The sequence below is a fragment of the Testudinibacter sp. 'clade 2' genome (assembly GCF_006227735.1).
Lineage (GTDB): Bacteria > Pseudomonadota > Gammaproteobacteria > Enterobacterales > Pasteurellaceae > Chelonobacter.
The window spans coordinates 1-18,028 of sequence record NZ_VDHB01000059.1; the positions used below are offsets into that span (position 1 = coordinate 1).

20 protein-coding genes are annotated in these 18,028 nt (G+C 45.8%); 1 reads left to right on the plus strand and 19 read right to left on the minus strand.

Going from position 1 to position 18,028, the window contains the following annotated elements; genetic code table 11:
• Positions 1-161 precede the first annotated feature (161 nt).
• From FHQ30_RS05185 to FHQ30_RS05275, 19 genes are all read right to left on the minus strand, one after another.
• Positions 162-1,691, minus strand: a complete 1,530-nt coding sequence (locus tag FHQ30_RS05185) for an ABC transporter permease/substrate-binding protein (protein WP_139610184.1) — start codon at positions 1,689-1,691, stop codon at positions 162-164.
• Complete coding sequence (locus tag FHQ30_RS05190; RefSeq protein WP_139610207.1) at positions 1,688-2,425, minus strand: ATP-binding cassette domain-containing protein; 738 nt, start codon at positions 2,423-2,425, stop codon at positions 1,688-1,690. Before FHQ30_RS05190 ends, FHQ30_RS05185 begins: the two co-directional genes overlap by 4 nt.
• A 138-nt stretch (positions 2,426-2,563) precedes the next feature.
• A complete protein-coding gene (locus FHQ30_RS05195) occupies positions 2,564-3,340 on the minus strand; it encodes a M48 family metallopeptidase (protein WP_139610185.1) in 777 nt (258 codons plus the stop codon).
• 24 nt (positions 3,341-3,364) lie between these two features.
• Positions 3,365-4,141 (minus strand): M48 family metallopeptidase, encoded by a 777-nt coding sequence (locus FHQ30_RS05200; protein ID WP_139610186.1) that lies wholly within the window; start codon positions 4,139-4,141, stop codon positions 3,365-3,367.
• Between the two features lie 85 nt (positions 4,142-4,226).
• Positions 4,227-4,754: an inorganic diphosphatase gene (gene ppa / locus FHQ30_RS05205; protein WP_132967762.1), complete on the minus strand. Its 528-nt coding sequence runs from the start codon at positions 4,752-4,754 to the stop codon at positions 4,227-4,229.
• A gap of 144 nt (positions 4,755-4,898) precedes the next feature.
• Positions 4,899-6,266, minus strand: a complete 1,368-nt coding sequence (purB, locus tag FHQ30_RS05210; RefSeq protein ID WP_139610187.1) for an adenylosuccinate lyase — start codon at positions 6,264-6,266, stop codon at positions 4,899-4,901.
• A 24-nt stretch (positions 6,267-6,290) separates the two neighbouring features.
• Entirely contained in the window at positions 6,291-6,914 is a 624-nt protein-coding gene (gene hflD / locus FHQ30_RS05215; protein ID WP_139610188.1) for a high frequency lysogenization protein HflD, read from the minus strand.
• Between the two features lie 158 nt (positions 6,915-7,072).
• The gene (locus tag FHQ30_RS05220; protein WP_176552581.1) at positions 7,073-7,609 is read right to left on the minus strand and encodes a phosphoribosyltransferase; all 537 of its coding nucleotides are present in this window, start codon (positions 7,607-7,609) and stop codon (positions 7,073-7,075) included.
• A gap of 12 nt (positions 7,610-7,621) precedes the next feature.
• Positions 7,622-8,071: a GNAT family N-acetyltransferase gene (locus tag FHQ30_RS05225; RefSeq protein WP_267963737.1), complete on the minus strand. Its 450-nt coding sequence runs from the start codon at positions 8,069-8,071 to the stop codon at positions 7,622-7,624.
• Positions 8,071-9,261 (minus strand): tRNA 2-thiouridine(34) synthase MnmA, encoded by a 1,191-nt coding sequence (gene mnmA / locus FHQ30_RS05230; protein ID WP_139610189.1) that lies wholly within the window; start codon positions 9,259-9,261, stop codon positions 8,071-8,073. The genes FHQ30_RS05225 and mnmA overlap by 1 nt, the downstream gene beginning before the upstream one ends.
• Before the next feature lie 84 nt (positions 9,262-9,345).
• A complete protein-coding gene (gene nqrM / locus FHQ30_RS05235; protein ID WP_139610190.1) occupies positions 9,346-9,573 on the minus strand; it encodes a (Na+)-NQR maturation NqrM in 228 nt (75 codons plus the stop codon).
• 14 nt (positions 9,574-9,587) lie between these two features.
• A complete protein-coding gene (locus FHQ30_RS05240; RefSeq protein WP_139610191.1) occupies positions 9,588-10,643 on the minus strand; it encodes an FAD:protein FMN transferase in 1,056 nt (351 codons plus the stop codon).
• A gap of 21 nt (positions 10,644-10,664) precedes the next feature.
• On the minus strand, positions 10,665-11,888 hold the full coding sequence (gene nqrF / locus FHQ30_RS05245) for an NADH:ubiquinone reductase (Na(+)-transporting) subunit F (protein ID WP_139610192.1): 1,224 nt from the start codon (positions 11,886-11,888) through the stop codon (positions 10,665-10,667).
• Positions 11,889-11,903: 15 nt separating this feature from the next.
• Positions 11,904-12,500, minus strand: a complete 597-nt coding sequence (gene nqrE / locus FHQ30_RS05250; protein WP_132967754.1) for an NADH:ubiquinone reductase (Na(+)-transporting) subunit E — start codon at positions 12,498-12,500, stop codon at positions 11,904-11,906.
• Between the two features lie 2 nt (positions 12,501-12,502).
• Positions 12,503-13,132, minus strand: a complete 630-nt coding sequence (locus FHQ30_RS05255) for an NADH:ubiquinone reductase (Na(+)-transporting) subunit D (protein WP_139610193.1) — start codon at positions 13,130-13,132, stop codon at positions 12,503-12,505.
• Positions 13,125-13,895, minus strand: coding sequence for a Na(+)-translocating NADH-quinone reductase subunit C (locus FHQ30_RS05260; protein ID WP_139610194.1), 771 nt, complete (start codon positions 13,893-13,895; stop codon positions 13,125-13,127). Before FHQ30_RS05260 ends, FHQ30_RS05255 begins: the two co-directional genes overlap by 8 nt.
• Positions 13,888-15,138 (minus strand): NADH:ubiquinone reductase (Na(+)-transporting) subunit B, encoded by a 1,251-nt coding sequence (locus FHQ30_RS05265; protein ID WP_139610195.1) that lies wholly within the window; start codon positions 15,136-15,138, stop codon positions 13,888-13,890. Before FHQ30_RS05265 ends, FHQ30_RS05260 begins: the two co-directional genes overlap by 8 nt.
• A 2-nt stretch (positions 15,139-15,140) precedes the next feature.
• Complete coding sequence (locus FHQ30_RS05270; RefSeq protein ID WP_139610196.1) at positions 15,141-16,481, minus strand: Na(+)-translocating NADH-quinone reductase subunit A; 1,341 nt, start codon at positions 16,479-16,481, stop codon at positions 15,141-15,143.
• Between the two features lie 366 nt (positions 16,482-16,847).
• Positions 16,848-17,153, minus strand: a complete 306-nt coding sequence (locus tag FHQ30_RS05275) for a BolA family protein (RefSeq protein ID WP_139610197.1) — start codon at positions 17,151-17,153, stop codon at positions 16,848-16,850.
• Between the two features lie 149 nt (positions 17,154-17,302).
• On the opposite strand from FHQ30_RS05275, the gene FHQ30_RS05280 reads away from it, so the two are divergent.
• A complete protein-coding gene (locus FHQ30_RS05280; RefSeq protein ID WP_139610198.1) occupies positions 17,303-17,905 on the plus strand; it encodes a YajG family lipoprotein in 603 nt (200 codons plus the stop codon).
• Positions 17,906-18,028 lie beyond the last annotated feature (123 nt).

An 18,028-nucleotide genomic window follows, 5' to 3' on the forward strand; every position in this document is an offset into this window, starting at 1 on the left:
TGAAATAAAGAATAAAAAATACAAAGTGCGGTAACACTTTGTATTCTTGTAAGTGAGAATTACTTTCATTATTGTATCTAATTTATCCACTGGCGTAAATCAGAATTTTGGATCAATGAGGCGAAAAGTCAGCGCAAACAGATTGATGTTTCATATCGAGCTTATTCTTGTAATAATCCTTGTGCTAATAAATATTGACGTGCGACTGCTTTTGCCGATCGGTTTTCAACCTTAACCGCATAATTCATCTCTATCATCTGCTGTTCGCTGATTTTATCGGCTAATTGATTCAAAATAACCATTAACTTCGGATATTTAGCTAATGTTTCCGCACGTAGCAACGGTGCTGCCTGATAGGCTGGAAACAACTGCCTGTCATCACGTAACAACGTCAAATGGTGCTGTTTTATTTCACTATCGGTCGAATACGCATCGGCAATTTGTGTTTCATTATTCAATAGGCTTTGATAACGCAACGCCGGTTCCATCGTTTTGACCGTTAAATTCAGCCCATAGCGAGATTTCAAGCCTTGGTTACCGTCTTCACGATCATTAAACTCAAGGGTAAAACCGGCAACCGCACTTTGCTCAACCTTGCGCAAATCAGAGATCGTTGCCAGCCCATGCTGCTGAGCATATTCATTTTTCACTACCACTGCATAGGTATTCTGAAACTGCATCGGTAACAGATACACTAAATTATCTTGCTGTTGAATCTGTGTTTTAGCATATTGATATACTGCATTCGGCTCTGTTTCAGCAAAGCCTGAATTCGGCAACAAGGTCGTCACAATCGTGCCGCTAAATTCAGGGTAGATATCAATGTCGCCACGCTTCAAAGCGTTATATAAAAAAACAGTTTTGCCGAAATTAGGTTTCAGCACCACTTTTATATCGGAATTGGCTTCGATCAATTGTTGATACAGATTGATTAAAATATCCGGCTCACTCCCCAATTTTCCGGCAATGATCAGCGTATTATCATGCTGCTTACTCTTAAAAAACGTACCGCCGACCGTCAAACTGCCAAGCACCAGCAAAAGTGCGGTCATAAAAATAATTCCGATGGTTTTCAGTCGCAACCGTGCTAAATAACTGATGGCATAGTGCGCCAACATTGCCAACAAGGCGGAAGAAAATGCACCGATTAAGATCAATGCACTATTATTGCGGTCAATGCCCAATAAAATAAAACTGCCTAAGCCGCCAGCACCGATCAACGCCGCCAATGTTGCAGTGCCAATCACCATCACGGTGGAAGTGCGGATGCCAGCAATAATCATCGGCAATGCCAGAGCTAACCGATATTTTTTTAATTTTTCAAAGGAGGTCATGCCAAAAGCTTCGGCAGCCTCTTCCAGCGAGGACGGAATTTCGCGTAATCCGGTATAGGTGCTGTTCAGAATCGGGAAAATCGCATATGCGACCAGTGCGATAATGGTCGGCAGTTTACCGATACCGACCAATGGGATGAGCAATCCCAGCAGCGCTAAAGACGGAATCGTTTGCAAGATACCACTTAATTGCAATGACCAATTGGCTGCACGTTGATATTTCTCTAACAGCACCGCCAACGGCAATGCAATTAATACTGCTAGCAGCACCGACAATAATGATAATTGCAAATGGACTAAAATCGCTTGCAGCCATTCTTGTTGACGGCTAACCAATGTGGTTAGAAAATCGCTCATTCTGTCCTGCCTACGGCTTCAACCGGTTGGAAAAAACGCTGTACATAGTCATTCGCCGGTTGTTGCAAAATAGTTTGTGGCGTGGCAAGCTGCTGCAAAATACCGTCTTTCATCACGCCGATTCGATCACCTAATTTCAAGGCTTCTTCTACATAGTGGGTAACAAAAACGATAGTCGGAGCAAATTCACGGTGAATTTGCAAAATCAAATTCTGCAATTCCAAACGAGAAATCGGGTCTAAGGCGCTGAATGGTTCATCCATCAAAATAATTTTCGGTTCGGCAATAACGGCACGCAAAATGCCAATTCGTTGCTGTTCGCCGCCGGATAATTCAGCAGGTTTACGCGTAAGATAGTCGAGCGGCAGCTGTACTTTTTCCAATAACTCATGCGTGCGTGCGGTGATTCGCTTTTTATCCCAACCTTTCAATGCCGGGATCAGGGCAATATTCTCCGCTACCGTCATATTGGGAAATAGCGCAATTTGCTGCAAAACATAGCCCATTTCTAGACGTAGCCGACGCTTGTTGTACTCACGGCTATTTTTATCGGCAATAATAATTTCACCACCGTCTTTGTCGATCAGCCCATTCAGCATTTTCAATAGTGTTGTTTTGCCGCTGCCGCTTTCACCCACTAACACGAAAAACTCACCGCAATGGATCGTCATGCTGACATTTCGTACCGCTATTTTATCCGCATAGTGTTTACTGACATCTTGTAGCTCGATCATCATGATCTCCGTTTTCGGTGCTAGGATTTCAACATCAAAATCATACGTTGAACTATAAAGATTACTCTCTCACTTAGCCCATGTCGCAAAATGATCAATGACAATATGAAAGTGCGGTTAGGTTTGAGTTCAATCCAACTAATTAGTTGTTGCTTGTTGAGTGTGCCGATAAATGTCCAATGCTTGCGGTAATACCTCTGCCAAATTGGCTTCTCGTTCGGCATAGGCGGGGTGTGTCGAGGCTAATTGGCGGAGAAATCCATTGTTGTCACCGGAAAACTCATACATTTTTGCCCACAATGCCTTGGCAGCATTTGGATTATAACCGCCTTCCGCCATAATCAGCAGCCCCAATCGATCGGCTTCCAGTTCATTGTTGCGCGAATAAGGTTTATTCACCGCATATTCCGGCGCCAAAACCACCGCACTCCCGGCATAATTGACTAAACTCGAGGCTGCCACTGAGCCAAACAAACCAAGTGCATAACTGGCTCGACTGATATTTACCTGATGTTTGCCATGCTCTTTGACGACATGCGCCATTTCATGCGCTAAAATCAGCGCCAATTCATCATCGCTTAATTTTAGAACTTCAAGCAACCCAGTATAAATGACCATTTTTCCACCGGGCATTGTCCATGCCCCGGCTTCTTTTGGATTGCGCAAGACTGTTATCTGCCAATCGAAAGCGCTGCCACTCTGATTGCTTTTCTCCGCAATCGGGTGCAAACGTGTAAAAACCCGTTGTACTCTAAGCGCCAATTCCGAGTCGTGCTCCACCACGCCGAACATTTCCATTTGATTGACCATGCGCTGATAACTTTTGGCGGAACGCTGATTCAGACTTTCGCTGCTGGTGCAACCCAACAGCGAAAATAATAGCGCAATAGCGACGCAAAAACGAACATGTATCATGATTTATACCAATTCGCTAGCCTATTAACCTGCTTTATTTGATTTTTTATACAATTCCAGTGCTTCCGGCATCAGCTTACGCAAATTGGCTTCACGCGCTGAATCGGTCGGGTGAGTGGAGATCAAACCTTCCAATGCGCCACCTGAACCACCACTGGCAGCACTCATTTTCTGCCACAGGCTGATCGACGCTTCAGGATCATAACCGGCTTCCGCCATCAACAATAAACCTATCTCATCCGCTTCGGTTTCATTGCTGCGTGAAAAGGGTTTATTCAAGCCGTATTCTTGCGTCAAACCGACAACCGTACTGAAATCATAACCTGTGGCGGCAGATAGCGCGACATTACCAATACTGCCCAAAAGACCGGTCGCCATATTAAAATTCACTTTTTGCTTGCCGTGTTCTTTCAGTGCGTGCGCCATTTCGTGCCCCATCACCACTGCAATTTCGTTATCATTTAATTTCAAACGCTCGACCAAGCCGGTATAAAACATCATTTTTCCACCCGGCATCGCCCATGCGTTCAATTCATTATTTTTCATCACCGTAATCTGCCACTGAAACGGCACACCGGTGTCATTAGCTTTTTCTGCATACGGCTTGATTCTCTGGAAGACTTTTTGAATCCGTTGTGAGGTTGCTGAGGAAGTATCAATCACTCCCTGCTGCTTCATTTGATTAATCGTTTGCGTATAACTGCTAGCCGCTTGCTGATTAATGGTTTGGGTGTCGGCACAACCTGCCAAGCCAACAGATAACATCAACGCCAAGGTCATTGCTTTGAAGTGGTTTCTCATTATTAGCTCCTTATTATTAAAAAAATACCGCACTTTTTACAAAGCGCGGTATGAAATCAACCCATTCATAGTATATGAAACGATGTTATTTCTTGGCACGCTCAAACGAGGTTTTAATCTCTTCACGCGCTGCTTCAACACCTTCCCAACCGTCCACTTTCACCCATTTGCCGGCTTCCAGTGCTTTGTAGTTTTCAAAGAAATGCTGGATTTGCGCTTTCAGCAACGCCGGCACATCATTAATGTCTTTAATGTGATCGTACTCTTTGCTCAATTTGCTGTGCGGCACGGCAATCAGCTTGGCATCCGAGCCCGCTTCATCGGTCATTTTCAACACGCCGACCGGACGGCAACGGATCACCGAGCCAGGAAGTAATGGATAAGGGGTTGGCACCAGCACATCAACCGGATCACCGTCTAACGACAGCGTATTGTTGATATAGCCGTAGTTGGCAGGATAGAACATGGCAGTTGCCATAAAACGATCGACAAACACCGCACCGGAGTCTTTATCTACTTCATATTTAATTGGATCTGCATTGGCAGGGATTTCAATCACCACATAAATATCATCTGGCAGTTCTTTACCGGCAGGGACTTTTTCTAAACCCATGTTATATTCCTTTTCAATTTGTGAATGTCAATAAACTTGCTGAATTATAGCCTTAATCTTTTGCTTTTGTCGAGAAGATCAACGCCGAGAAGTCGCAGCAAAGCATCAAAGTGCGGTCGCGCAGACCGCACTTCACAGCTGAAGCTATAATTTCTCCACCAACTCAACCGCCGCGCCAATATAATTCGCCGGCGTCAGTTGTTTTAAGCGCTCTTTTTCGGCGTCAGGAATAACCAAGCCATCAATAAACGCCTGCATGGCCGCTGCGTCCACGCGTTTGCCACGGGTCAGCTCTTTCAATTTCTCGTACGGTTTTTCAATACCATAACGGCGCATCACGGTTTGAATCGGCTCAGCCAGCACTTCCCAGTTTTGATTCAGTTCGGCACGCAAATGCGCTTCATTGACCTCTAACTTGCTGATGCCTTTGCTGCTGGCGGCATAGGCGATCAGGCTATAGCCCAAGCCAACCCCAAGATTACGCAACACAGTCGAATCGGTGAGATCACGCTGCCAGCGGGAAATCGGCAGTTTTGCGCCCAAGTGCGCCATCACCGCATTGGCCAAGCCCAAATTGCCTTCGGAGTTTTCAAAGTCAATCGGATTGACTTTGTGCGGCATGGTTGACGAGCCGATTTCGCCGGCAATGGTGCGCTGCTTGAAGTGATTCAGGGCGATATAACCCCACATATCGCGGTCAAAATCGATGATAATGGTGTTAAAACGTGCGATATTATCAAACATCTCGGCAATATAGTCATGCGGTTCGATTTGCGTAGTATATGGATTCCAAGTAATCCCCAAACTTTCGACAAATTCTTGGCTGAAGCGGTGCCAATCAATATCCGGATAGGCCGACAAATGGGCATTGTAGTTGCCCACCGCACCATTGATTTTGCCCAAAATCTCTGCCTGTTGCAGTTGTTTCAACTGGCGCTGCAAACGGTACACCACGTTCGCCATTTCTTTGCCGACAGTGGACGGAGAGGCAGGTTGCCCGTGGGTGCGCGACAATAGCGGAATGGTTTTAAACTGTTCTGCCAAGCCTTTGATTTCGCTGATCAGCTTCTGCCACGCCGGCAAAATCACCTCGTCACGTGCGGTTTTTAGCATCAAGGCATGCGATAAGTTGTTGATGTCCTCTGAGGTACAAGCAAAATGGATAAACTCGCTCACCGCGGCCAGTTCCGGCAGGGCTTCGGATTTCTCTTTTAAGAAATACTCCACCGCTTTCACATCATGGTTGGTGGTGCGCTCAATCTCCTTAATCCGTTGCGCATCGGCAAGGGAAAAATCCGCCACGATCTGATTCAAATAATCGTTTGCCTGTGGCGAAAGAACAGCAACTTCAGCGATTTCAGCAGTTGCCGCTAATTTTTGCAACCAACGGACTTCGACCTCCACCCTAAATTTCAGCAAACCAAACTCACTGAATATTGAACGTAAACTGGCGGCTTTGTCTTGATAACGGCCGTCAATCGGCGAAAGTGCGGTTAGAGCATTAAGTTCCATTAGCGAAAACTCCGTGTGATGAAATTAAAGAGAAGAATAAATCTGTTGCGCATGTTGATAATATTTATTACGGCTGAACAACAATTTCAGGCGCGAACCGCCCAACTGCCGCCATAATACAGCCGAGCGAATACCACACAGCAAAGTGGCACGCACCCGATTTTGAATCGCCGTTTGCTGCAAATACACCGGCGAACCTTTCACTTGAATCTTCGCCCCCAGCGGACTGATCACATCGACATAAATCGCAGCGATGCTGGCGATCATCTGGTCATCAAGCAACTCAAAATGTTGTAGTTGGCGATCCAAGCCTTGAATACGGCTGCCCAATAGCTGCTTGCTTTGTGGGTTCTTTTCCAGCTTGGCTTCCAATGCGATCAAACTCATCCAATAGCGCCCGACGTTAATATCCATCTCACCCTTGGCACCGGAAACCTGCTCCAGCAACGTGCTCAGTCCCAGCTTTAGATTGTGCGGATCGTCACCGTAAACGTCCAACGTGGATTTTGGTGAAGTGTTGATTAATGATTTCAGCGACACCGCAAACGCTGCTTGATCAGCGCTGCCCTGTTCCGAAAATTGCCGCACCAACTTCGCTGCCTGACAAACACCGGCCAGGGCGAGGGTGAGATCGTGATAGTCTGCCATAGTATTTCGATAGAGTCCTGCTGTTTAAATTGGATTAAGTTTACATTAAATTTGCAACGGGCTCTAGGGTTTGCTTAACGGTTGAAAATCAAACCAGATCTGGTAGCGGCTTCGATCTGTTCATCACTCAATGTTTTAAATTAAGTGCTCGTTGGTTTTCATTCCTGATTATTTACCAGCCCCGCCACAAACGGTAAATTACGCCATTTATGTTGCCAAGGCAAGCCGTAGCCGACCAGTAAATCGTCGTTTTGCATTTCGTAGGCGTGATATTGTTTCACGGGAATATCCACCCGTCCCGGTTTAACAAACAAGGTGGCAATGGCAAGGGATTTTGGGGCGAAGGTTTGCAGGTGTTCGACTAAACGCTTCATGGTGCCGCCGGATTCAATGGCATCGTCGATTAAAATCACATCACGATTTGTGATCGCAATATTCTGGTGGTACACAATCTCAGATTGATTTTGTCGGTCACCAGGGGTGTGCGGGCAGGAGATGTAATCCATTTCGATTTCAAACGTGAGTTTGCGAACCAAATCGGCAGTGAATAAAATCCCACCGGGCACGACGGTGATCACCACCGCACTTTGATTTTGTGAATACTGATATTGTGCATTTAGCAAGGCTGCGACTGTTGCCACGCCCTGTTGTACCGCACTTTCGCTCAATACCACATCACTAATAGTCGTTGTCATTTTTTCCTCTGTCTAGCTGAAATCTTTAGAATAATAATTCAACGCTGTTTGCCAGGTCCAGCCCTGTTTTGCCCAAAAGGCATTGCCGCTTTGGTTGTCAGCGAAGACTAACAAGCGGGCTTTGCTGATCTGTTGTTGTGCCAATTGTTGTTCAAGATGCTGTAAAAGTGCGGTGCCGATGCCTTTGCCCTGAACGTTTTGCGCCACTGCCATGTGGTAAATCGTGGCGCGGCGGCCGTCATAACCGCACATAATCACGCCGATAATTTTCCCATCGCTTTGCGCCACAAAATTGAGCGCAGGATTGAAAGCAAGAAACGTGGCAATGGCTTGTTCGTTATCATCCACTGCGCTCATACCCATACCGGGGGTGTTGCGCCACAGTTCGGCAACTTGCGCATAATCATCGGCTTGCATTGAGCGGATGGTGTAAAGTGCGGTTGGCATTCGCTTATCACTCACTACTTAATTGCACTTTTAACCGCACTTTCGATAATGCCGCCACCGAGGCAAACTTCGCCTTGATAAAACACCGCCGATTGTCCCGGTGTCACTGCAATTTGTGGCTGGTCAAAGCGCACTTCGATCTTATCATCGCCAAGCGGCAGAATTTCACAGGCAATGTCCTCTTGGCGATAGCGGGTTTTGACCGTACAACGCAGCGCTTGGCGAATCGGTTCTCGATCGACCCAATGCAACTGTTGTGCAATTAAGCCGCTGGATAATAATGCGGAATTATCCAAGCCTTGCGCCACGATTAGCACATTGTTAACCAGGTCTTTCTCCACCACATACCACGCATTTTCGTCTTTGCCTTTCACCCCGCCAATCCGCAAGCCCTTGCGCTGTCCGAGGGTATGATACATCAAGCCGTCATGTTGGCCGATCACGTCGCCCTCAAGGGTTCGGATCTCTCCCGGTTGTGCCGGCAGATAACGTGCTAGAAAATCTTTAAATTTGCGTTCGCCGATAAAACAGATGCCGGTCGAGTCTTTTTTCTTGGCGGTGATCAGCCCCAGCTCTTCGGCAATTTGGCGCACCAGCGGTTTTTCCAATTCTCCGACCGGAAACAGACTTTGCGCCACTTGTTGATGGCTTAAGGTATACAGAAAATAGCTCTGGTCTTTGTTGTTGTCCAAACCACGCAGCAGTTGTACCTTAACGCCGACCGCACTTTGGCTGTTTTCGTCAAGCACCGAACGGCGCACATAGTGGCCGGTGGCAATATAATCCGCCCCTAGATCTTCCGCAGCATACTCCAGAAAGGCTTTAAATTTAATCTCTTTATTGCACAAAATATCCGGATTGGGCGTACGCCCTGCCTTATATTCGTTCAAGAAATGCTCAAATACATTATCCCAATATTCAGCGGCAAAATTGATTTTGTGCAGCTGAATGCCCAGTTTATCGCAAACGGCTTGCGCATCAGCTAAATCGGTTGTGGCGGTACAATAGTCGCTGTCATCATCTTCTTCCCAGTTTTTCATAAACAGCCCTTCCACTTGGTAGCCTTGCTGCTGCAGAATATAGGCAGAAACCGAAGAATCGACGCCACCGGACATGCCGACAATGACTTTTTTAGCGGCATTAAGCGCTTTTTGCGCATCGCTAAGCGGGTTTAATTTCTCAAAAGTTGCTGAGATTAAGCTCATTGAAAATCCAATTGTTTGAAATAAAAGAATAAAATTGAGGTTATCGAAGGTCGAGCAGCAATCACTGACCTTCGAACGCTTGCATTAGATAATGCGTTCCTGCTGTTGCAGCTTTTGCTGTCTGGCGGCTTCAGCGGCCATTTTGGCTTTGCGGTTGTCACAAGGTTCCGGACAATCACATACTTTGTCCAAACCTAGACTGGCGATACCGCCACAACTGCCGTGAATCGATTTGCGTTTAATCCAATAACCGATCGACATCGCCAAAATAACCAAGACGAAAAAGCCAAAAGTAATCAAAAATAGTTTCATTCTCTCTCCTATTATTATTGCGCCAACATCGGTTTCAACGCTGATGACATTTTAATCTCAAAGCCATTATTTGTCTTGATGATCAGGTAAACTGCCAACTTATTTTTTTCGGCAATCTCCAGTGCTTTATCCGCACCAAGTACGAAAAGCCCCGTTGCCAAGCCGTCTGCGGTCATACAAGAGGGGGATAAGACAGTGATTGAAACCAGATTATGCCCGATCGGCTTGCCGGTTTTGGGATCGATCTCGTGGGAGAAACGCACACCGTCCTGTTCGAAATAGTTGCGATAATCGCCCGACGTCGCCATAGCCATATTTTGCAGCCCGATGATTTGCTGTACCGCTCTTGAACCGTCAAACTCCGGTTTTTCGATCGCAATTTGCCAGGCTTTCCCCTCTTTGTTCAAGCCTTTAGCCCGCACTTCACCACCGATTTCAACCATATAGTGCTCGATATGCAGCGAGTCCAAATAATCGGCCAATTGGTCGACACCAAAGCCCTTGGCAATCGCAGACAGATCAATATATAAGTTTGGTACGCTTTTACGCAGTTGATATTGCCCGTCTTGTTTATCCAGATGCAACTTCTCAATTCCGACCCAAGTGCGCCGATCTTGAATCTCTTGCTCTGTCGGCGCTTTGTCTGGGCGGTTTTCCGGCCCGAAGCCCCACAAATTGACCAGTGGTCCGACGGTAATATCCAAAGCGCCATCGGTCACTTGGTTTAAGCGAATCGCTTCTTCAACCACCTTACCAAATTCCGGCGCAATTGCAAACGGTGTATCCGCTTGCTGTAATTGATTGAAACGTGAAATTTCCGAGTCTTTTTGATAGGTCGACATTTGACGGTTCACTTCTTGCAAAGTGCGGTCTAACGCCTTTTGTACCTCATCCGGTGACGGTAAATCCAATTTACTGTCTGCCAAATATTTCACATTATAAGTGGTGCCCATGGTCTTGCCACCAAAAACCACTTCCGTACTGTGATCACCACAGGCAACCACACTGACGCTAATAAAAAAGGCTAGCCCGATACGGGCCAGCCAATAACTTACTTGTTTTAATAACATTTTTTCATTCCAAAATGGTTATCAACCGCCAAAGTCGTCTAAGAGGATGTTCTCGTCTTCAACGCCCAAGTTTTTCAACATGCCGATTACGGCGGCATTCATCATCGGCGGTCCGCACATATAGTATTCACAATCTTCCGGTGCTTCGTGGTTTTTCAGATAGTTTTCATACAATACGTTGTGGATAAAGCCGGTGTAGCCGTCCCAATTATCTTCCGGTAATGGATCAGACAGGGCGACATGCCATTTGAAGTTGTCATTTTCCGCTTGCAAACCGTCAAAATCTTCCACATAGAACATCTCACGTTTGGAGCGAGCGCCGTACCAATAGGTCATTTTACGTTTCGATTTCAAGCGTTTTAACTGATCAAAGATATGCGAACGCATCGGCGCCATACCCGCACCGCCACCGACAAACACCATTTCGGCATCGGTCTCTTTGGCGAAGAATTCACCAAACGGCCCGGAAATGGTCACTTTATCACCGGCTTTTAATGACCAGATATAAGACGACATTTGTCCCGGAGGTGCATCAGGCTGTTTCGGTGGCGGCGTTGCAATCCGCACGTTCAACATGATGATCCCTTTCTCTTCCGGATAGGATGCCATTGAGTAAGCACGTGTGATCGGCTCATCCACTTTAGAAACATAGCGGAATAAATTGAATTTATCCCAATCTTCACGATACTCTTGTGGCACGTCAAAGTCGCTGTATCTGACGGTATGCGGATCAGCTTCAATCTGAATATAACCACCGGCACGGAACGGAACTTCCTCGCCTTCCGGAATTGCCAATTTCAACTCTTTGATAAAGGTCGCTTTGTTGTCATTAGAAATAACGGTACATTCCCATTTTTTCACACCGAAAATTTCCGGCTCGACTTCCACTTCCATATCGGTTTTGACGTTAACCTGACATCCCAAACGCCAGCCTTCTTTGGCTTCTTTTTTGCTGATATGGGAAAGTTCGGTTGGTAAAATATCGCCGCCACCATGTAATACTTTTACCTTACATTGACCGCAAGAGCCGCCGCCACCGCAAGCAGAAGATAAGAAAATACCTTCGCTCGCCAATGCGCCTAATAACTTGCCGCCCGCAGGCAGTTTAATCGCTTTGCTCGGATCTTCATTGATGCCGATAGTAATGTCACCGGAATTGACCAGTTTGGATTTGGCGAACAGAATTAACACCACCAATACCAGCACGATCACGGTAAACATTGCGATACCTAAAATGATTTCCATCTGCTATTCCTCTCTTTACAACTGAATGCCGGAGAATGACATAAAGCCAAGCGCCATCAAGCCTACCGTGATAAATGTAATTCCCAAGCCACGTAAACCTTTTGGCACATCGGAATATTTCATTTTTTCGGTCAACCCGGCTAAAGCAACGATGGCCAACATCCAGCCAGTGCCCGCTCCGATACCGTAAACCACCGATTCAGCAAAATTATAATCACGTTGTACCATGAAGGACACGCCACCGAAAATCGCACAGTTTACTGTGATCAACGGCAGGAAAATCCCTAAGGCGTTATACAATGCCGGGAAATATTTATCTAAAATCATTTCCAGAATTTGTACCAAGGCCGCAATCACACCGATAAAGGTAATAAAGTTAAGGAAACTGAGATCAACACCTTCAACCAAAGCACCGTCTTTTAAGATTAGGTTATACACCACATTATTGGCCGGTACTGCAATGCCCAATACCACGATAACCGCGATGCCCAAACCAAAAGCTGTCGATACCTTTTTCGATACCGCCAGGAAAGTACACATGCCAAGGAAGAAAGCCAGTGCCATGTTTTCGATAAAAATCGAACGCACAAAAAGACTAATATAGTGTTCCATGCTTATTTACTCTCCACTTGTTCCGGTTTGTAGGTTCTTAATAACCAGATAACGAAACCGATAATAAAGAATGCACTTGGTGCCAACAAGAACAGGCCGTTCGGCTGATACCAGCCACCGTTGTTCACGGTTTGCATGATTGTCACGCCGAACAATTTTCCGGATCCAATCAGTTCACGCAAAAATGCTACCACGATTAAAATCGCACCATAGCCTAAGCCGTTACCGATTCCGTCAATAAAACTGTCTACCGGACCTTCCTTCATCGCAAACGCTTCCGCACGTCCCATAACGATACAGTTGGTGATAATCAAACCGACGAATACCGAGAGTTGCTTAGAAATATCGTAAGCGTAAGCCCGCAAAATTTGGTCAACTAGGATAACCAAAGAGGCGATGATCGCCATTTGCACAATAATCCGCACGCTGTTCGGAATAAAGTTGCGAATGGCCGAAATAAATAAACTCGAGAATGCAGTAACAAAGGTTACCGCAATTGCCATCACCACAGCGGTTTCCAACTTGGTTGTCACCGCCAACGCAGAACAGATCCCGAGGATTTGCAATGCAATCGGGTTGTTATCCAAGATAGGGGATAACAATAAGCCCTTTCTACCTTTTAACTCAGCCATTGTTTAATACTCCTGTTCTTAATTTTTCCAAGAACGGACCGAAACCGTTTTTACCGAACCAGAATTTAAAGCTGGCATCGACGCCGTTCGCCGTTAGCGTAGCACCAGATAACGCATCGATTCCGTGTTCCTTATTGGCCGAACCGCCTTTGGCAACAAATAATGTTTCTTGTCCTTGGGCATCATAAATTTTCTTACCCGGGAATTGGGCTTGCCAGCTTGGATTTTCAATTTCACCACCCAAGCCCGGCGTTTCGCCGTGTTGGTAATAGGTGATACCGTCAATCGTATTGCCGTCAGGTTGTACCGCCACAAAACCGTACATCACTGACCACAGCCCGGAACCATAAATCGGTAACACGATTTTATCCACATGGCCCTGATCATTTTTGACTAGATAAACCTCTGCCAAATTGGCACGACGGCGAATTTTAGCCAGGTCATCTTCGGCAGGTAGCGCAATACTGGTTTGCGGATTTTTAACCGCAGCAGCTGCATCAAATCCAGCTTGTTCCGGTGCATATTCACCGCTATTTAAATCTACCAGACGCGGTTCAATATTTTTTGCATAGACTTCATTAATATTGATACCCGGCTTCAACAAACCGGCCACGCTCAGGATATTTTTTTGTTTATCCAGTAATTTTTGCTTCTCTTGTGCCGGTTTTAAGCTCACTGCCGAGCCAGCAACAATAATAGAGCAGACCAAGCTGATCAAAAGGATAACCAGAATTGTGCCTGCAAAACTGTCTTTTTTAAACATTGCGAGCTCTCCTACGTTTGATATTTGCCTGAACGACCAAGTAGTCAAATAACGGCGCAAACAAATTAGCAAATAGAATCGCTAACATCATCCCTTCCGGGTAAGCCGGGTTAACTACACGGATCAAGACGCACATTGCTCCGATTAAAATACCGTACCACCATTTGCCTTTATTGGTGAAAGAGGCAGACACTGGATCAGTTGCCATAAACAGCATCCCTAAAGCAAAACCACCCAGTACCAAATGCCAATACCAAGGCATAGCGAATAGTGGGTTGGTTTCGGAACCGATCAGATTGAATAGCGTCGAAATCGCGATCATCCCAATCATTACCCCGGCAATAATCCGCCAAGAAGCAATGCGGGCAAAAACAATAATGGCTGCCCCAATCAATAACGCCAAGGTAGAGACTTCACCGATAGAACCAGGGATATTACCTAAAAACGCATCCATCCATTGGATCGGCTCGCCGGTAACCACATGCTTCAGCCCCGCTTCTCCACCGGTTGCCCACTGTGAAAGTGCGGTTGCACCAGAAAAACCATCTGCGGCCACCCAGACTGTATCCCCGGAAATTTGTCCCGGATAAGCAAAGAACAGGAAAGCCCGTCCCGCTAACGCTGGGTTCATAAAGTTTTTACCCACACCGCCAAACACTTCTTTGGCAACAACAACCCCGAATGTAGCTGCCAAGGCGGCTTGCCATAACGGTAGCGTTGGTGGAACAATAAGTGCTAATAAAATTGAAGTGACAAAGAAACCTTCATTAATTTCATGCCGACGAATGGTAGCGAACAGCACCTCCCAGAAACCACCTACTGCAAAAATGACTGCATAGATTGGTAAAAAGAAAATAGCGCCCAATACAATTTTCGCTATTACTCCCGCACTTTGCGACAAAATACCGAACATATCAGCCAGCGCAAAATGCCAATCATTGGCAATATTTTGTGCGACATTTTGCGCAAAAACATCTGGTGATGCCAAGCTGCCTAATGCCAACAACGATTGCGCACCGACGTTATACATGCCGTAAAACATTGCCGGAAACAGTGCTAACCAAACCAATACCATCATCCGTTTTGAGTCGATCGCATCACGGACGTGCGAAGACTTGTGGGTTACTGTACCCGGTGTGTATAAAAATGTTGCGGTGGCTTCATACAACGCATACCATTTTTCATATTTTCCGCCCGGCAAAAATGCAGGTTCGATTTTCTCTAAAAAATGTTTTAAGCCCATTTTTAACCTTCCTTCTCGATCTTATCTAGCGCAGCACGCAAGATTGGACCATATTCATTTTTGCCCGGACAGACAAAGGTGCAAAGTGCCAAATCCTCTTCATCAAGCTCCAAACAACCCAAGGCTTGAGCACTATCGGTGTCACCCGCACTCAAATCACGCAGCAGCAGGGTTGGGATAATATCCAGCGGTACAACTCGCTCGTATGAGCCGATCGGCACCATCGCACGATGTCCACCATGAAGTGCTGAGGTAAAATTAAACAGTTTGCTACCGAAATGCCCCAATACGGTACGAGTAACCGAAAATTTATTTGCACCCGGCATGATCCAGCCTAAGAACTCTTTTTCACGCCCTTCGGCAATCACCGAAACTTGTAACGCATAACGTCCCAAATAGTCATGCGGACCAACCGCAGTGGTACCACTCAGTACTGAACCGGAAATTACACGGTTTTCACCGTCTTTTAATTGATTGGCTGTTAATTGTGAAAGATTGGCGCCCAAACGAGTGCGTAACAATGTCGGATTGTTCACTTGTGGTCCAGCTAGCGCAACCACTCGTTCCACATACAATTCTCCGGTGGTAAACAATTTACCGATTGCAATCACATCTTGATAATTCAAATACCATACCGATTTGGTGGCACTGACCGGATCTAAAAAGTGAATATGTGTACCACTTAATCCGGCAGGATGCGGGCCGGCAAACTCTTCGGTTTGCAGCTTCTCGATTTGTGGTGTATTAATCGATGAACCCGCAGCTTTGCACAGATACAGCTTGTTGCTATTCAAACGACTCAACACCAACAAGCCATCTTGAAACGCTTGCTGATTTTCTTGAATAATCACTGTTGGATCAGCTGCCAATGGATTACTGTCCATGGCGTTGACAAAAATAGCTGCCGGGATGCTATCAACTGCCGGCGTTTTGCTGAACGGACGCATACGAAGTGCGGTCCACAGACCAGATTGCAGTAAATTTTGACGAACCTGTTCGTCACTTAACGACGACAGTTGCTGAGGCTCATAGCGGTCAAAGGTAATTTGTTCATTTCCTTCAATGCGAATCACCACCGATTGTAATACACGCTTAGCGCCACGATTAATTGCCGTCACGGTGCCGCTTGCCGGTGCAGTAAATACCACACCCGGGTTTTTCTTATCAGAGAAAAGCACCTGACCTTTCTTGACAACATCCCCTTCGCGGACACTCATAGACGGACGCATACCCACATAATCTTCGCCAAGCACCGCAACGTCAGTAATGGCAGGGCCATTCTGGATTACCTGTGCCGGCTTCCCTGAAATTGGAAGATCCAAGCCTTTCTTAATTGTAATCATATTGTTAGCACTACTTTTAGTTAGGTTTACATCACGACTGCTACCGCAAGATCATCGCTGGCAACAGCCTCGTTTTGAGCAATGAATGGCGAAAAAGTTTTACCGTATCGCAATGAAGATCGCCGATAAATACTTACCGCTCAAACATAAAAGTTAAAACTCAAATTCTGGTTCCCTCGAAAAGCTGTATTTGATCCTTACATTCACAAAACAAGCTGTCTCGAGTGGTTAAATTTTTGATAATAGAAACGGCTTATTGTAACCAATTCACCCCCTATAATTCTACTTTAACCACGACTTTTTTTGATCTGAGTCCATTATTTTGCTAAATTTGTTATCACAGTGTTACGAAATAACTACAAGGAGTTAATCACCATGCCCCATACAATTCGGTGACGCCAAGACTTGCCGCTGTTTTTCTTGCCATTCGGTTTCGTCATAGGCATGAATTGCCAGAGCATGAATGGCGTTGTCTTGTGGTTGGACGAGTTGATAGATTTTTTGATGGCGTACCACCGCCCGCAAACCACTAAATGCTGCAGTGACCACAATCACTTTAAAATGTGAATTCGCCCCTTTACCGGAAGCGTGCATATGACTTTCATTAACCACCTCTAGATAGCTAGGCTGCAATGCCTGTTGCAAAAGTGCGGTAATCTGTTGCTGATCCATAAAAACTCCCACGTTCAAATAAAACAATAATAATGTGAATAAAATAGCGATTTTACGGTCTAACGCTATACTTTGTTGCGTTAGTTTGCAACAATAACCCTCAGATATTTTACACAACATTTAGGGTCTGTTGATCTTAAGGAGATAAAATGAAACAAGCCACATTAAAAACTTTTTCATATGCCTTACTATTAGGCGGTGCGGTATTACTGACCGGCTGTCAAACCCAAAGCAATAACATATTGACCTTCACCCCACCGGCACCAACCGCACAATTTAACACTGCCAATCAGCGGGTTATCGTCAATGTTGTCAGCCAAGATCAGCGCAACACAGCTACCATTGCCAGTTATACTGAAAGCGGCAGCATGAAGCATTTAACCTCAAGTCCTGAAGTATCGCAACTGTTTCAACAAGTGGTACAACAAGGGCTGAACAGCAAAGGTTTCCGCATTGCCAGCGGCGCTAACTCGAACAGCAACGTAGTGGTTCGAATCACTGACTTCAATGCGCAAGTAACCGAAGGCAATCTGAAATATAAAATCGACAGCAAAGTGAATATGGTGGTCGAAGTACAAGGCGCAAAAGGCACCTTCTCGAAAAGCTTCGGCGCCACCAACTCGCAAGAGGGGGTATTCGGTGTAAATAATGAAGGCATTCAAAAAATCATCAACAAATCGTTCCAAGATGTCGTGACCAAGTTCTATAACGACAATGAAATCAGCAATGCGCTGCTGAGTTTAAGCCAGTAATTCAAAGTCCCAGCTAAAACCGCACTTCAAAAGTGCGGTTTTTTTAACACCTAAATTCAGACAACAAAAAAACCCGCTGAGTAGACTCAACGGGTTATGAATAATGGCTCCTCCTGCTGGACT

Coding starts and splice junctions, on each gene's coding strand:
- nqrF (WP_139610192.1), bottom strand. CDS start 11,888: ATGGAAATCATTTTAGGTATCGCAATGTTTACCGTGATCGTGCTGGTA.
- nqrE (WP_132967754.1), bottom strand. CDS start 12,500: ATGGAACACTATATTAGTCTTTTTGTGCGTTCGATTTTTATCGAAAAC.
- ppa (WP_132967762.1), bottom strand. CDS start 4,754: ATGGGTTTAGAAAAAGTCCCTGCCGGTAAAGAACTGCCAGATGATATT.
- FHQ30_RS05255 (WP_139610193.1), bottom strand. CDS start 13,132: ATGGCTGAGTTAAAAGGTAGAAAGGGCTTATTGTTATCCCCTATCTTG.
- FHQ30_RS05275 (WP_139610197.1), bottom strand. CDS start 17,153: ATGGATCAGCAACAGATTACCGCACTTTTGCAACAGGCATTGCAGCCT.
- FHQ30_RS05280 (WP_139610198.1), top strand. CDS start 17,303: ATGAAACAAGCCACATTAAAAACTTTTTCATATGCCTTACTATTAGGC.
- FHQ30_RS05195 (WP_139610185.1), bottom strand. CDS start 3,340: ATGATACATGTTCGTTTTTGCGTCGCTATTGCGCTATTATTTTCGCTG.
- nqrM (WP_139610190.1), bottom strand. CDS start 9,573: ATGAAACTATTTTTGATTACTTTTGGCTTTTTCGTCTTGGTTATTTTG.
- FHQ30_RS05185 (WP_139610184.1), bottom strand. CDS start 1,691: ATGAGCGATTTTCTAACCACATTGGTTAGCCGTCAACAAGAATGGCTG.
- FHQ30_RS05190 (WP_139610207.1), bottom strand. CDS start 2,425: ATGATCGAGCTACAAGATGTCAGTAAACACTATGCGGATAAAATAGCG.
- purB (WP_139610187.1), bottom strand. CDS start 6,266: ATGGAACTTAATGCTCTAACCGCACTTTCGCCGATTGACGGCCGTTAT.
- FHQ30_RS05240 (WP_139610191.1), bottom strand. CDS start 10,643: ATGTTATTAAAACAAGTAAGTTATTGGCTGGCCCGTATCGGGCTAGCC.
- mnmA (WP_139610189.1), bottom strand. CDS start 9,261: ATGAGCTTAATCTCAGCAACTTTTGAGAAATTAAACCCGCTTAGCGAT.
- FHQ30_RS05270 (WP_139610196.1), bottom strand. CDS start 16,481: ATGATTACAATTAAGAAAGGCTTGGATCTTCCAATTTCAGGGAAGCCG.
- FHQ30_RS05200 (WP_139610186.1), bottom strand. CDS start 4,141: ATGAGAAACCACTTCAAAGCAATGACCTTGGCGTTGATGTTATCTGTT.
- FHQ30_RS05260 (WP_139610194.1), bottom strand. CDS start 13,895: ATGTTTAAAAAAGACAGTTTTGCAGGCACAATTCTGGTTATCCTTTTG.
- FHQ30_RS05265 (WP_139610195.1), bottom strand. CDS start 15,138: ATGGGCTTAAAACATTTTTTAGAGAAAATCGAACCTGCATTTTTGCCG.
- hflD (WP_139610188.1), bottom strand. CDS start 6,914: ATGGCAGACTATCACGATCTCACCCTCGCCCTGGCCGGTGTTTGTCAG.
- FHQ30_RS05220 (WP_176552581.1), bottom strand. CDS start 7,609: ATGACAACGACTATTAGTGATGTGGTATTGAGCGAAAGTGCGGTACAA.